Source organism: Halopseudomonas aestusnigri, from assembly GCF_002197985.1.
GTDB lineage: Bacteria > Pseudomonadota > Gammaproteobacteria > Pseudomonadales > Pseudomonadaceae > Halopseudomonas > Halopseudomonas aestusnigri.
On record NZ_NBYK01000002.1, the window covers coordinates 202,213 to 216,432 of the forward strand.

Annotated in this window: 12 protein-coding genes; 10 read left to right on the top strand and 2 right to left on the bottom strand. The window is 58.5% G+C overall.

What is annotated here, in order from left to right:
- Positions 1-10: 10 nt before the first annotated feature.
- The 10 genes from B7O88_RS05010 (at position 11) to B7O88_RS05055 (ending at position 13,497) form a co-directional block, all read left to right on the top strand.
- Positions 11-715, top strand: a complete 705-nt coding sequence (locus tag B7O88_RS05010) for a succinate dehydrogenase iron-sulfur subunit (protein ID WP_088274115.1) — start codon at positions 11-13, stop codon at positions 713-715.
- 313 nt (positions 716-1,028) lie between these two features.
- The gene (locus B7O88_RS05015) at positions 1,029-3,866 is read left to right on the top strand and encodes a 2-oxoglutarate dehydrogenase E1 component (protein ID WP_088274116.1); all 2,838 of its coding nucleotides are present in this window, start codon (positions 1,029-1,031) and stop codon (positions 3,864-3,866) included.
- A gap of 36 nt (positions 3,867-3,902) precedes the next feature.
- On the top strand, positions 3,903-5,123 hold the full coding sequence (odhB, locus tag B7O88_RS05020; protein WP_088274117.1) for a 2-oxoglutarate dehydrogenase complex dihydrolipoyllysine-residue succinyltransferase: 1,221 nt from the start codon (positions 3,903-3,905) through the stop codon (positions 5,121-5,123).
- 91 nt (positions 5,124-5,214) lie between these two features.
- Complete coding sequence (gene lpdA, locus B7O88_RS05025) at positions 5,215-6,651, top strand: dihydrolipoyl dehydrogenase (RefSeq protein WP_088274118.1); 1,437 nt, start codon at positions 5,215-5,217, stop codon at positions 6,649-6,651.
- 293 nt (positions 6,652-6,944) lie between these two features.
- Positions 6,945-8,111: an ADP-forming succinate--CoA ligase subunit beta gene (gene sucC / locus B7O88_RS05030; protein ID WP_088274119.1), complete on the top strand. Its 1,167-nt coding sequence runs from the start codon at positions 6,945-6,947 to the stop codon at positions 8,109-8,111.
- A complete protein-coding gene (gene sucD / locus B7O88_RS05035) occupies positions 8,111-8,992 on the top strand; it encodes a succinate--CoA ligase subunit alpha (protein WP_088274120.1) in 882 nt (293 codons plus the stop codon). Before sucC ends, sucD begins: the two co-directional genes overlap by 1 nt.
- A gap of 115 nt (positions 8,993-9,107) precedes the next feature.
- The gene (locus tag B7O88_RS05040; RefSeq protein WP_088274121.1) at positions 9,108-10,916 is read left to right on the top strand and encodes a DUF4153 domain-containing protein; all 1,809 of its coding nucleotides are present in this window, start codon (positions 9,108-9,110) and stop codon (positions 10,914-10,916) included.
- Positions 10,917-10,990: 74 nt separating this feature from the next.
- Positions 10,991-12,316, top strand: a complete 1,326-nt coding sequence (brnQ, locus tag B7O88_RS05045) for a branched-chain amino acid transport system II carrier protein (RefSeq protein ID WP_103904627.1) — start codon at positions 10,991-10,993, stop codon at positions 12,314-12,316.
- A gap of 45 nt (positions 12,317-12,361) precedes the next feature.
- Positions 12,362-13,108 (top strand): DUF599 domain-containing protein, encoded by a 747-nt coding sequence (locus B7O88_RS05050; RefSeq protein ID WP_088274122.1) that lies wholly within the window; start codon positions 12,362-12,364, stop codon positions 13,106-13,108.
- On the top strand, positions 13,105-13,497 hold the full coding sequence (locus B7O88_RS05055) for an MAPEG family protein (protein WP_088274123.1): 393 nt from the start codon (positions 13,105-13,107) through the stop codon (positions 13,495-13,497). Before B7O88_RS05050 ends, B7O88_RS05055 begins: the two co-directional genes overlap by 4 nt.
- A gap of 49 nt (positions 13,498-13,546) precedes the next feature.
- Here the strand turns inward: B7O88_RS05055 and B7O88_RS05060 are convergent, their stop codons facing one another.
- Positions 13,547-13,966, bottom strand: a complete 420-nt coding sequence (locus B7O88_RS05060) for a hypothetical protein (RefSeq protein WP_088274124.1) — start codon at positions 13,964-13,966, stop codon at positions 13,547-13,549.
- Between the two features lie 42 nt (positions 13,967-14,008).
- Entirely contained in the window at positions 14,009-14,200 is a 192-nt protein-coding gene (locus B7O88_RS05065; protein ID WP_088274125.1) for a hypothetical protein, read from the bottom strand.
- Positions 14,201-14,220: the final 20 nt, after the last annotated feature.

Genomic DNA, 14,220 nt, shown 5'->3' on the forward strand with positions numbered 1-14,220 from the left:
GGTGATCGATATGTTGCAAGTTAGTGTTTATCGTTACAACCCCGAGAGCGACAACGCTCCTCACATGCAGGATTTTCAGGTTGATACCGGCGGCAAGGACATCATGGTTCTTGACGTGCTGGCCCTGATCAAGGAACAGGATGTAGGTTTTTCCTACCGCCGTTCCTGTCGTGAAGGTGTGTGCGGCTCTGATGGCATGAATATCAACGGCAAAAACGGCCTGGCGTGTATCACTCCGCTGTCTTCCGTGGTCAAGAACAACAAGCTTGTGCTGCGTCCTTTGCCAGGTTTGCCGGTAATTCGTGACTTGGTTGTAGATATGAGCATCTTCTACAAGCAGTACGAAAAAGTGCAGCCGTATCTGCAAAACGACACGCCGGCGCCCGCTATCGAGCGCCTGCAGTCACCCGAAGAGCGGGAAAAACTGGATGGCCTGTACGAGTGTATTCTCTGTGCTTGCTGTTCGACTTCCTGTCCTTCCTTCTGGTGGAACCCGGACAAGTTTATCGGCCCGGCTGGTCTGCTGCAGGCTTACCGCTTCCTGGCGGATAGTCGCGATGAAAAGACCGACGAGCGTCTGGCTTCCCTGGATGATCCGTTCAGTGTATTCCGCTGCCGCGGCATTATGAACTGCGTGAATGTGTGCCCGAAGGGTCTCAACCCGACACGTGCCATTGGTCACATCCGCAACATGCTGCTGCAAAGCGGTACCTGATCGGCTTAAATTGCATTAAGTTGGCCTGTACCGGCTCCTGCCATAGGGAGCCGGTCAGTTTTTTAACGAACCGCAGCCCAAAAAGCAGCGGTTTGTATGTACCTAAACCAGCAGGGGCACTCGGGTAACACCCGAACTATCTGTCGGGGCCGGCAATTTTCCGTTAAACGGGATAGGTGGCGGCAGGATTGGAGGCAGCGACACTGCCACTAGTCAACGCCAGCAGTTTCGCGCGGATGGCTGAGTCATTGAATGACTCGCCAATTAATGGTCTTAGCGCCAGGTGGTGTCCCCTTATAGAGGGTGACCAAGCATGCCAGACAGCGTAATGCAGCAGCTGTGGAGCACCTCTCACCTTGACGGTGGGAATGCGTCCTATGTTGAAGAGCTTTATGAGCTCTACCTGCAAGATCCGAACAGTGTTTCCGAAGAGTGGCGAAGCTATTTCCAAAAGCTGCCCCAGGTAAACGGTCACGCCGGTTCGGACGTTCCCCACTCCGCAATTCGCGACCACTTCCTTCAGCTCGCCAAGAGCAATCGTCGTCCGCAGGCTGTCAGCGGCGGCGCAGTCAGTAGCGAGCACGAGAAAAAGCAGATCGATGTTCTGCGTCTGATCCAGGCTTTCCGGATGCGTGGCCATCAGGCTTCCACTCTTGATCCCCTGGGCCTTTGGAAGCGCGAAGAAATCGCCGACCTGACTCTGGCCGATTACGGCCTGACCAATGCTGATCTGGACACGGTGTTCCGCACCGGTGAGCTGCAGATCGGCAAGGATGAGGCGACCCTGCGTGAAATTCTGGATGCGCTGAAATCGACCTATTGCTCGACCTTCGGGGCCGAGTACATGCACATCGTGGATTCCACCCAGCGCCGCTGGTTCCAGCAGCGTATCGAAAGCGTGCGCGGCAAGCCCCAGCTGGGCGCTGATACCAAGCGTCACCTGCTCGAGCGTCTGACTGCTGCTGAAGGTCTGGAGAAGTATCTGGGTACCAAGTATCCGGGTACCAAGCGTTTTGGTGTGGAAGGGGGTGAGAGCCTCATTCCCATGCTGGATGAAATCATTCAGCGTGCAGGCTCCTACGGCACCCAGGAAGTTGTGCTCGGCATGGCACACCGCGGCCGATTGAACGTGCTGGTCAACACCCTCGGCAAGAACCCCCGCGACCTGTTCGACGAGTTCGAAGGCAAGAAGAAGGTCGACATGGGTTCCGGTGACGTCAAATACCACCAGGGCTTCTCGTCCAACGTCATGACCTCCGGTGGCGAAGTCCATTTGGCGCTGGCGTTCAACCCGTCTCACCTGGAGATTGTTTCTCCGGTGGTCGAGGGGTCCGTACGCGCCCGTCAGGACCGTCGCCTTGACGTGACCGGCGACAAGGTACTGCCGATCAGCATTCACGGTGATGCAGCCTTTGCCGGTCAGGGTGTGGTCATGGAGACATTCCAGATGTCCCAGACCCGAGCCTACAAGACTGGTGGCACCATCCACATCGTCATCAACAACCAGGTTGGCTTCACCACCAGCCGCCAGGACGATGCGCGTTCCACCGAGTACTGCACCGACGTTGCCAAGATGATTCAGGCGCCGATCTTCCACGTCAATGGCGATGATCCGGAAGCGGTTCTGTTTGTAACCCAGCTGGCCGTTGACTACCGCATGCAGTTCAAGCGTGACGTCGTCATCGATATGGTCTGCTACCGCCGTCGCGGCCACAACGAAGCCGACGAGCCCTCCGGCACCCAGCCGCTGATGTATGAAGTCATTACCAAGCACCCGACAACCCGCGAAATCTACGCGGAGCGCCTGGTTGCCGAAGGCGTGCTGAGCAAGGAAGACGTTCAGGATTACTTCGAGGAGTACCGCAACGCGCTGGATAACGGTGATCACGTGGTTAAGAGCCTGGTCAAGGAGCCGGACAGCAGTTCGTTCGTTGACTGGGCGCCGTACCTGAATCACAAGTGGACTGCGCGTCACGACACCAGTTTTGACCTGAAGACCCTGCAGGAGCTGGCCAACCGCTTGACCGATCTGCCGGACGGCCTGGTGCTGCAGCGTCAGGTTGGCAAGATCATCGAAGACCGTCGCAAGATGGCTGCCGGTGCTCTGGCGCTGAACTGGGGCTTCGCCGAAACCATGGCTTACGCCACGCTGCTGCACGAAGGGCATCCTGTGCGCATCACCGGCCAGGACGTGGGTCGCGGCACCTTCTCGCACCGTCACGCTGTGCTGCACAGTCAAAACGATGGTCGTGCCTATGTTCCGCTGCGCAAGCTGAGCGACAACCAGCCGCGTTTCGATATCTACGACTCCTTCCTGTCGGAGGAAGCCGTACTGGCGTTTGAATACGGTTACGCAACAACCACGCCCAATGCGCTGGTTATCTGGGAAGCCCAGTTCGGTGACTTCTTCAACGGTGCCCAGGTGGTCGTTGACCAGTTCATCACCAGCGGCGAGCACAAGTGGGGACGTCTGTGTGGTCTGACCATGCTGCTGCCGCACGGCTACGAAGGGCAGGGTCCGGAGCACTCGTCCGCCCGTCTCGAGCGCTTCCTGCAACTGTGTGCCGAGCACAATATTCAGGTGTGCGTGCCGTCTACTCCGGCTCAGGTCTACCACATGCTGCGCCGCCAGGTGATTCGTCCGCTGCGCAAGCCGCTGATTGCCCTGACTCCCAAGTCGCTGCTGCGCCACAAGCTGGCTACCTCGACTCTGGAAGAACTGGCCGAAGGCTCCTTCCAGACTGTGATTCCGGAGATCGATGCCATCGATCCGAAGAAGGTTGATCGCGTCGTGATGTGTAGTGGCAAGGTCTACTATGACCTGCTGGAAAAGCGTCGCAACGAGGAGCTGGACAACGTTGCGGTTATCCGTATCGAACAGCTGTATCCGTTCCCCGAGGACGATCTGGCCGATGTGCTGGCACCCTACAAGAACCTGAAGAAGGTTGTCTGGTGTCAGGAAGAGCCGATGAACCAGGGCGCCTGGTACTGCAGCCAGCATCACATGCGTCGTGTACTGTCTCAGCACAAGACCAAGAATCTGTATCTGGACTACGCTGGACGTGAGGCTTCTGCCGCGCCGGCCTGCGGCCATCCTTCCATGCACGCTGAACAGCAGGAAAAGCTCCTGCAAGACGCCTTTACCGTCTGAGCTACGTCAGACAACAGAGATTAATAAGGATCGACAATGGCTATTGAAATCAAAGCCCCAACTTTTCCGGAATCGGTGGCTGACGGCACTGTTGCCACGTGGCACAAGCAACCGGGTGATGCGGTAAAACGCGATGAGCTGCTGGTAGATATCGAGACCGACAAGGTCGTTATGGAAGTGCTGGCGGAAGCTGACGGCGTCATGGGCGACATTGCCAAGGCCGAAGGCGACACCGTACTGAGCGGCGAAGTCCTGGGCGTGCTGAAAGACGGTGAGGCTGCTGCAGCGCCGGCTGCCAAGCCGGCTGAGGCCAAGGCCGAGTCTGCACCGGCTGCTGCCGAAGCCACGGGCGAAGAGCCCATGCTGTCGCCGGCCGCTCGCAAGCTGGCCGAGGAAAACGGTCTGGTCGCGTCCGAGATTTCCGGTACCGGCAAGGGCGGTCGCGTCACCAAGGAAGACGTGCTGAACGCTGTTGAAGCCAAGAAGAACGCACCGGCTGCCAAGCCCGCCGCGCCGGTGGCACCGGCTGCCGCTGTTGCCCTGCCTGAAGGTGATCGCACCGAGAAGCGCGTGCCGATGACCCGCCTGCGTGCGCGTATCGCCGAGCGTCTGGTTGACGCCCAGTCCAACATGGCCATGCTGACTACCTTCAACGAGGTCAACATGAAGCCGGTCATGGACCTGCGCAGCAAGTACAAGGACCTGTTCGAGAAGAAGCACAACGGCGTGCGTCTGGGCTTCATGTCCTTCTTCGTCAAGGCGGCTACCGAAGCACTCAAGCGCTTCCCGGCGGTCAACGCCTCCATTGACGGCAACGACATTGTCTACCACGGCTATCAGGATATTGGCGTTGCCGTATCCAGTGACCGCGGTCTTGTTGTGCCGATTCTGCGCAACACCGAGCACATGGGCCTGGCAGACATCGAAGGCACCATCGCCGATTACGGCCGCAAGGCTCGCGACGGCAAGCTGACCATGGAAGAGATGACCGGCGGCACCTTCACTATCTCCAACGGTGGTGTATTCGGTTCGCTGGTATCCACGCCGATCGTCAACCCGCCGCAGGCAGCTATTCTGGGCATGCACAAGATCCAGGAGCGACCGATGGCGGTCAACGGTCAGGTTGTCATCCTGCCGATGATGTATTTGGCACTGTCCTACGACCACCGCCTGATCGACGGCAAGGAAGCGGTGAGCTTCCTGGTTGCCATCAAGGACCTGCTGGAAGACCCGGCTCGTCTGCTGCTGGACGTTTGATCGGTACTACGGGTTTTTAGTAGCAGATTACTCGCCCGGCACCCAGTGCCGGGCTCCGTTTTGAGTTCTGCTGCCAACAGAGGATTTGCTCATGAGTCAGAAATACGATGTGGTAGTCATTGGCGCGGGCCCTGGCGGCTACGTTGCCGCCATCCGTGCCGCGCAGCTGGGTCTGAAGACCGCCTGTATCGAGAAATATGTCGGCAAGGACGGCAAGAACGCCCTTGGTGGCACCTGCCTGAATGTTGGCTGTATCCCGTCCAAGGCACTGCTGGACAGCAGCTGGAAGTACTACGAAGCCAAAGAGGGCTACAAGGTCCACGGTATCGACGTCAAGGGCATCAGCATGGATGTTCCGGCGATGGTCGAGCGCAAGGACAAGATCGTCAAGCAGTTCAGCGGTGGCGTTGCGACCCTGTTCAAGGCCAATGGTGTCACCAGTATTGAAGGTCACGGCAAGCTGCTGGCCGGCAAGAAGGTTGAAGTCACCGCCCCCGATGGTACCGTGACTGTACTGGATGCTGAGAACGTGATTCTGGCCTCCGGCTCCGTGCCGATCAACATTCCGCCGGCACCGCTGACCGACGATATTATCGTCGATTCCACCGGTGCTCTGGACTTCACCTCTGTACCGAAGAAACTGGGCGTTATCGGCGCCGGTGTGATCGGTCTGGAACTGGGTTCGGTATGGCGCCGTCTGGGCGCTGAAGTGGTCGTATTCGAAGCGCTGGATTCCTTCCTGAGCCTGGCCGATGAGCAGGTTGCCAAGGAAGCCCTGAAGACCTTCACCAAGCAGGGTCTGCAGGTTCGCCTGGGCGCGCGCGTTACCGGTACCGAGATCAAGCGCAAACAGGTTACCGTGTCGTTTACCGACAGCGAAGGCGAGCAGCAGCTGACCTTTGACAAGCTGATTGTGGCCGTTGGCCGCCGTCCTTACACCGAAAACCTGCTGGCCTCCGATTGTGGTGTCGATCTGGACGAGCGTGGCATGGTGTATGTTGATGACTACTGCGCCACCAGCGTGCCGGGCGTATACGCCGTCGGTGACATGGTTCGCGGCCCGATGCTGGCCCACAAGTCGTCGGAAGAGGGCGTAATGGTTGCCGAGCGCATCGCCGGGCACAAGGCCGCGATGAACTACGACCTGATCCCGTCTGTTATTTACACCCACCCGGAAATCGCATGGGTCGGCAAGAACGAGAAGCAGCTCAAGGCTGAAGGCGTCGAGTTCAACGTCGGCGTATTCCCGTTCGCTGCCAGTGGCCGTGCGGTTGCTGCCAACGACACCGGCGGCTTCGTCAAGATGATTGCCGATGCCAAGACAGACCGCGTATTGGGTGTTCACGTTATTGGCCCGAGCGCTGCGGAACTGGTTCAGCAGGGCGCCATCGCGATGGAATTCGGTACCAGCGCAGAAGATCTGGGCATGATGGTCTTCTCGCATCCGACGCTGTCCGAGGCACTGCATGAAGCGGCACTGGCGGTAAATGGCCACGCAATTCATGTCGCCAACCGCAAGAAGCGTTAATATAGCGCGCTGACCCGGCGGTCGCAGTGCGACAGTCGGGTCAACAGCGCAGCTTAAAGGACAACTTTGGCCGAGCAATCGGCCAGGCCACGATAGGGTGGTCAGCCGTGTTGCCGGATGCCGGTTTGCCCGTCACGAGCCCGTCGAAAAGGGCGAGTGCAGGCAGCAGGGCATGTAAAGGATGAGACATGTGCGGGTCAGCAGGTCTCCGGCAGAACGGCATTGGTGGTTACGGTCCCCTAGGACAGTGGCTATAAAACGTAATTCCTACACGATCAAAACGGTAGAAAAGCATGAATCTTCACGAATATCAGGGGAAGCAGCTGTTCGCTGAATACGGCCTTCCAGTATCCAAGGGTTTTGCTGTCGACACTCCGGAAGAAGCGGCTGAAGCCTGTGACAAGATTGGCGGCGACATGTGGGTCGTCAAGGCTCAGGTTCACGCTGGTGGCCGTGGTAAAGCCGGCGGTGTAAAGCTGGTCAAGAGCAAGGAAGATGCAAAAGCCTTCGCCGAGAAGTGGCTGGGTCAGCGTCTGGTTACTTACCAGACTGACGCCAATGGTCAGCCGGTCAGCAAGATTCTGGTTGAGTCCTGCACCGACATCGCCAAGGAACTGTACCTGGGCGCAGTAGTTGATCGTTCCACTCGCCGTATCGTCTTCATGGCCTCCACCGAAGGTGGTGTCGAGATCGAGAAGGTTGCGGAAGAAACCCCCGAGAAGATCCTCAAGGCAACCATCGACCCGCTGGTTGGCCCGCAGCCCTATCAGGGCCGTGAGCTGGCATTCAAGCTGGGCCTCGAAGGCGACCAGATCAAGCAGTTCACCAACATTTTCGTAGGCCTGGGCAAGCTGTTCGCCGACTACGACCTGGCGCTGCTGGAAATCAATCCGCTGGTGATCAAGGAAGACGGCAACCTGCATTGCCTGGACGCCAAGATCAACATCGACGGCAACGCCATGTACCGTCAGCCCAAGCTGCGCGCCATGCACGATCCGTCCCAGGACGATCCGCGTGAAGCCCACGCTGCCAAGTTCGAACTGAACTACGTTGCTCTGGAGGGCAACATCGGCTGCATGGTTAACGGCGCCGGTCTGGCCATGGGTACCATGGACATCGTCAACCTGCACGGCGGCAAGCCGGCCAACTTCCTGGACGTGGGCGGCGGCGCGACCAAAGAGCGCGTTACCGAAGCGTTCAAGATCATCCTGTCCGACTCCAACGTACAAGCGGTTCTGGTTAACATCTTCGGCGGTATCGTACGCTGCGACATGATTGCTGAAGGCATCATCGGCGCCGTTAAAGAAGTAGGCGTTAAGGTACCGGTTGTTGTTCGTCTGGAAGGCAACAACGCCGATCTCGGCGCCAAGGTATTGGCCGAGAGTGGCCTGAACATCATCGCTGCAACCAGTCTGACCGACGCTGCCCAGCAAGTCGTCAAGGCCGCGGAGGGTAAATAATGAGCATCCTGATCAACAAAGACACCAAGGTCATCTGCCAGGGCTTCACCGGCTCGCAGGGTACTTTCCACTCCGAGCAGGCGATTGCCTACGGCACCAAGATGGTTGGTGGCGTTACTCCGGGCAAAGGTGGCACTACTCACCTGGGCCTGCCGGTGTTCAACACCGTTGCTGAAGCGGTTGAAGCAACTGGCGCCGAAGCCAGCGTGATCTACGTTCCGGCTCCGTTCTGCAAGGACTCCATCCTTGAAGCGGCCAACAGCGGCATCAAGCTGATTGTCTGCATCACCGAAGGCATCCCGACTCTCGACATGCTGGACGCCAAGGTCAAGTGTGACGAGCTGGGCGTGCGCCTGATCGGCCCGAACTGCCCGGGTGTCATCACCCCCGGCGAGTGCAAGATCGGTATCATGCCGGGTCACATCCACCTGCCGGGCAAAGTCGGTATCGTTTCCCGTTCCGGTACCCTGACCTATGAAGCGGTCAAGCAGACTACTGACGCCGGCTTCGGTCAGTCCACTTGCGTCGGTATCGGTGGCGACCCGATCCCGGGCTCCAACTTCATCGACATCCTGAAGATGTTCCAGGAAGATCCGAAGACCGAAGCGATCGTCATGATCGGTGAGATCGGCGGTAGCGCTGAAGAAGAAGCGGCTGCGTTCATCAAGGCCAACGTCACCAAGCCGGTTGTATCCTACATCGCTGGTGTTACTGCTCCGGCAGGCAAGCGTATGGGTCACGCTGGTGCGATCATCTCCGGCGGCAAGGGTACTGCAGACGAGAAGTTTGCTGCTCTGGAAGACGCTGGCGTGAAAACTGTTCGCTCGCTGGCCGACATCGGCGCAGCGCTGGCTGAACTGACTGGCTGGACCATGAAGTGATTTTCATTGGTCAACGGTAGTGACAGAACCCCGCTTCGGCGGGGTTTTGTTTTATCTGCCATGCTTTCCCACATCGCTGTGTGCCGGGGCACATGGGTCGCAGGATATAAGTCACATGAAGGTATTTGACCGCATCAGCGTTCTGCATCTTATGGCAGGGGCGCTGCAGGCCATGCTCGCATACGGGTTATACCAATCGGCCGAGTTGCATGTCTGGCCGGCAACCCATGCTGCCGCCTATATCCCGCTGTTCATGGTAATGGTCTTTTTGCCGCTGAGTTTTTACTGTGCCAGCGAGGCGATGGCGGTGCGGCGCTGGCTGCTGAGTATTGGCGTAGCGCTGGCTGCCGCACTGGTTGGTCTGCATCAGGGCCTTACTACCGGCAGCCTGCGTCGACATGCCGAGACTGCTGCCGGTTGGTCGCCGTCGCAGGTAGGGGACTACCTTGGGCCTGCCTTGATCTTTTTTGTGGCGGCGTTCCTGCTGGTTCCCGCACTGGCACTCATATCGCGTGATCGCTGGCGAGTAGATTACGCTCGTTGGGTTGACGCCTTGCTCCGTAACGCGCTGATTCTTGGGCAGGCTGCGCTGGTTCTTGCGCTGTTCTGGGGCGTCCTGGCGTCTGCTGCCGGATTGTTCAAGCTGGTGGCGTTGACCTTTCTCGCGGATCTGATTGAGCAAGCCTGGTTCTCCATACCTCTGAGTACGCTGGTGTTCGCCCACGCAGTGTCGGTAGTCGTTCGCATAAATCGGGTAGCCGACTTTATTTATCTGCGTGCGAGGCAGCTTTGCGGTTGGTTGTATCCCTTGGCAGCGCTGCTGGGGATCGGGTTTGTCGGCAGCTGGGGCGTACAGGGCATCGAGCGACTGCTCTCCACCGGTCGTGCTGCCAGTCTGTTGCTGTGGTTTGTGGTGCTCAGCCTGCTACTGCTCAACCTGGCGTCGCGAGGCGGCGCCGAGCCGGTGGCTGGAGGGCGCGCGATGCGCACGTTAACGGCGCTGGGCAAGCTGGTGTTGCTGCCGATGGTGGCAGTGGCCGGTTATTCTCTCAGTTTGCGTATCAGTCAGTACGGTCTTACGCCGGAACGTGTCTGGGCAATGGTGGTCACCCTGATCGTCGGACTGCTTGTGGTCGGTTACGTACTGGATGCACTTGGCGCGCTGCGCGACCGTTATCCAGGCTGGCTGATGCCTGCAACTAATGTTGTTGCTGCGGTAGTCACTGTGCTCGCGATTCTGTTGCTGCTCGGAGGCCCGCTTGATCCAAGACGTTTGAGCGTAAACAGTCAGATGGCGCGACTGGATGTGTCGGGCGGAGACGACCAGGCGTTGGTCAACTTTCTGGCCTGGCAAGGTGGCAGCTACGGTGTGGCGGCGCTGACCTCGCTTGCCCGCGAGGCGAGTGAGAGCGATAGCGGGGCGGCGCGCCGCTCGGCCATGGCTTTGCAGATGCTTGGGCGCATGCGCGAAAATCGCAGCCGGTTGCACGAGCAGGTTGCTTCGCTACCGGTGTTCCCCCGTACGAGCACTGTACCTTCTGCGCTGCTGGAAAGGTTGGGTGATGAACCGCTGCTGGCCGGCTGCAGCGCTCAGGTAGCTGATAACAACGCGTGTCTGATTTGGGCCTTGCAACTGGAGGTCACCGGCCAGTCCGCTTTTGTTGTGCTGGGACGCGAGTTCACAGAGCAGCCACCCTTTGGCCGAATCTGGTTTGAAGACGAGCAGGGCGACTGGAAGATCGGCGGTACGCTCGGCCCGGCTCAGACGCTGGATGGTTGCGAGGCCAGCGATTACCGCCCGGCAGGTTTGTTCGATGCAGTAGTGCAGAACAGGGTAGAATTCGCCGCCAAAAACATACGGGACCTGGTTTTTGACCGGTTTCGGATTCCCACGACTATCTGGTCTGCCGACGGTTGTCGGTAGCGTCCTGGGCTTAAATTCAGGTTCGAGGGTACAGGGATCAGTCACTCGTACAACGAACAGTCAAACTCAAATCTATGACCAAACAACTTACACCCATTGATGTACTCGCCCTCGGCTTCATGACCTTTGCACTGTTTCTCGGTGCGGGCAACGTAATCTTTCCGCCCGGTGCGGGCCTCGCTGCCGGCGAAAATATCTGGCCAACGGCCTTTGGTTTTCTGATTACCGCTGTTGGCCTGCCGCTGTTGACACTGATTGCACTGGCTCGGGTTGGAGGTGGTCTGGCTCAGCTCACCGGCCCCCTTGGGCGCGTGGCCGGTGTGCTGCTGAGCGTTCTCGTGTATCTCGCGATCGGGCCGTTGTTTGCTACGCCGCGGACTGCTGTCGTCTCCTATCAGATCGGTGTGGTGCCTTTTGTCCAGGATGGTTGGCGAGCCTTGCTCGGCTATTCGATCGTGTACTTCTCGGTCGTCATCTTTCTGGCTCTGAAGCCGGGTCAACTGGTTGATCGCATCGGTAAGTACATCACTCCGGTACTGCTGCTGGGGTTGCTGATGCTGGGGGTTGCCGCGCTCCTTTTTCCCGCTGGTCAAATGCACGCACCTTCCGAGCAGTATCGCTCTGCGCCACTGATTCAGGGTTTTTTGCAGGGCTATCTGACCATGGACACGCTTGGTGCTCTGGTGTTCGGTATCGTAATCACCACGGCGATTCGTGACCGCCAGGTCAGCGAGACGCGTCTGATTACCCGCTATACCGTGCTGGCTGCCGTTATTGCCGCTGCCGGCTTGTCGATGGTGTATCTGGCTTTGTTTTATCTGGGCGCGACCAGTGGCGCACTGGTCGGTGAGGGCGTCAATGGCGGGCAGATCCTGGCGTCCTACGTTCAGCACCGTTTTGGTGTTGCAGGCAGTGCGCTGTTGGCCCTGGTAATTATTCTGGCGTGCCTGACAACGGCCGTTGGCTTGCTGACAGCCTGCGGCGAGTATTTCAGTCGCTTGCTGCCGCTCAGTTATCGGGCCGTAGTCTGGGTGTTTGGTCTGTTCAGCATGGCGGTTGCCAATCAGGGTCTGGACAGCCTGATCAGTGTGTCGATCCCTGTGCTGGTTGGTCTGTACCCGCTGGCGATCGCGCTGGTTTGCATGAGTCTGCTGTGTGCAGGGATGGCGCGTCCGCAGAATCTGATGCGCCCGGTCATGCTGGTCACCTTGGTGTTCGGTGTGATTGACGGTTTGAAGGCGGCCGGTCTGATCAGCACTGCGGGCGCCTGGATCGATGCATTGCCGCTGTCGGATCAGAGTCTTGGCTGGTTGCTGCCGGTCGCTGTAACCCTGTTGGCCGCTATACTCGTCGAGTATCTGCGCCACGGCAGTCTGCATCAGCAACAGGCGGGGCGGTGATGCTGCTCTATTGCAGGTATTAGCGGTGGAATCTGAGGAGAGGTAATGCTGTCGATTCCGGATGCGGGAAGTCTTTGGATCAATCTGCTGGCGATCAGCTGGTTTTTGCTCTGCTGGGTTGGCTACACCTACTATGCGTTGCGCAAGGGCCGCGACACCGCGTGTTTGGCTACTGTGCTGCACCTGTATCGTCGAGACTGGATGAACCGTCTGCTGATGCGTGAGCAACGCATGGCTGATGCCAGCGTGATTGGTAATCTGGAGCGAAACACGTCATTTTTCGCGTCCAGTACCCTGCTGATACTTGCGGGTCTGATTACTGTTATTGGGGCGTCAGACAAGGCTGTTGTGCTGCTGCACGAACTGCCCTTTGTTGCCCAGGTTGGGCGCGAGATATTCGAGCTCAAGCTTCTGGTACTGACGGCGATCTTTGTCTATGCGTTTTTTACCTTCTCCTGGGGCATGCGCCAGTACAACTTTGCCTCGGTACTGCTGGGCTCAGCGCCGCTGCTGGGCGAGAAGAACGTCACCGAGGCAGAGCGCAATGCCTATGCCGAGCGCATGGCCCGGGTGCTGTCCATGGCAGGCAATGAGTTCAACCTTGGTCTTCGTTCCTACTACTTCGCCCTGGGAGCGCTTACCTGGTTCATCAATCCGCTGCTCTTCATTTTGACCGTTGCCGGTGTGGTGGTGGTACTGTATCGCCGTGAGTTTCATTCGGACGTGCTGCATATCATGATGTTCAGCCCGGCGCCGATACCCCCGTCCGCACAAATGGAGAAAACGGAATGAGTGTGCCTCTGTGGTGTTTGTTTTTCGCAGCGTTGCTGCTGGTGTTTACCAAAGTCCCGGTTGCCATTGCGCAGGGGCGTTCGGGCAAGGGGTATGACAACGCGCATCCGCGTGCTCAGCAGGCGGCATTGACCGGCTGGGGTGCACGTGCGCTGGCGTCTCATCAGAATATGATTGAGGCGTTTCCGCTGTTTGCGGCGGGGGTGCTGGTAGTGCAGGTAACGGGAACCGCTGGCAGCCTTGCCAATTTGCTGTGCCTGCTTTTTATTGCCTGCAGGATTATCTACAGTGCGCTGTATCTCATGAATCAGGCGACGTTGCGCAGTCTGGTCTGGATCGTAGGCTTTGTCTGCTGTCTGGGCCTTCTGCTGGTGCCCGCGCTGGCCTGAGGGGCAGGTAGGCAGGCATGCCGGGAGGCATGCCTGCACCACAGAGTTGTTACTCCTCCATGGCTTTCTCCATTTCGTTTTTGGAGTCGGTAGCCGCATCCTGAACTGCGTCTGCCTTTTCCTCAATGTAGTCGGCGGATGTATCGTACGCCTGCTCAACATTGTCCTTGGTCGCGTCGTACGCCTGTTCGACGTTTTCCTTGGTCGCGTCGTAGGCTTGCTCAACCTGCTCACCAGCTGCTTCAACCTTTTGTTCCAGCACCTCGCCGGCGGTCGGCTCGTTACCGGTCATTTCCTGCGCTTTCTGCTCGGTGGCGTCGGCCACATCGCCCGCAGCCTCCTGCATGCTGTCTACGGCATCAGACATGGACTCGCGTGCGTCTTCCATCTTGTCTTCCGGGCTCTCCTGGCAACCCGCCATCAGACCTACGCTCGCCATCAACATCACTGCGGCAGCTACTTTTTTCATTGCTTCTCTCCTTGATAGTCAGGGCAGTACCCTTGCCCCTTCTTATTGTGCTTCTTGGGCTTTCTGCTCTATGGCCTCGCCTGTGCTTTCGGCAGCGTCACCCACGCTGTCTACCGCGTCAGACATTTCCTGCTTCGCATCCTCAAGCTTGTCTTCGGGCTCCTGCTGGCAACCCGTCAGCCAAAGACTGGCAGTCAACGCCAGCGCTGCGGCAACACACCCTTTGCTATTCATCTGAACTCTCCTGCAGATCA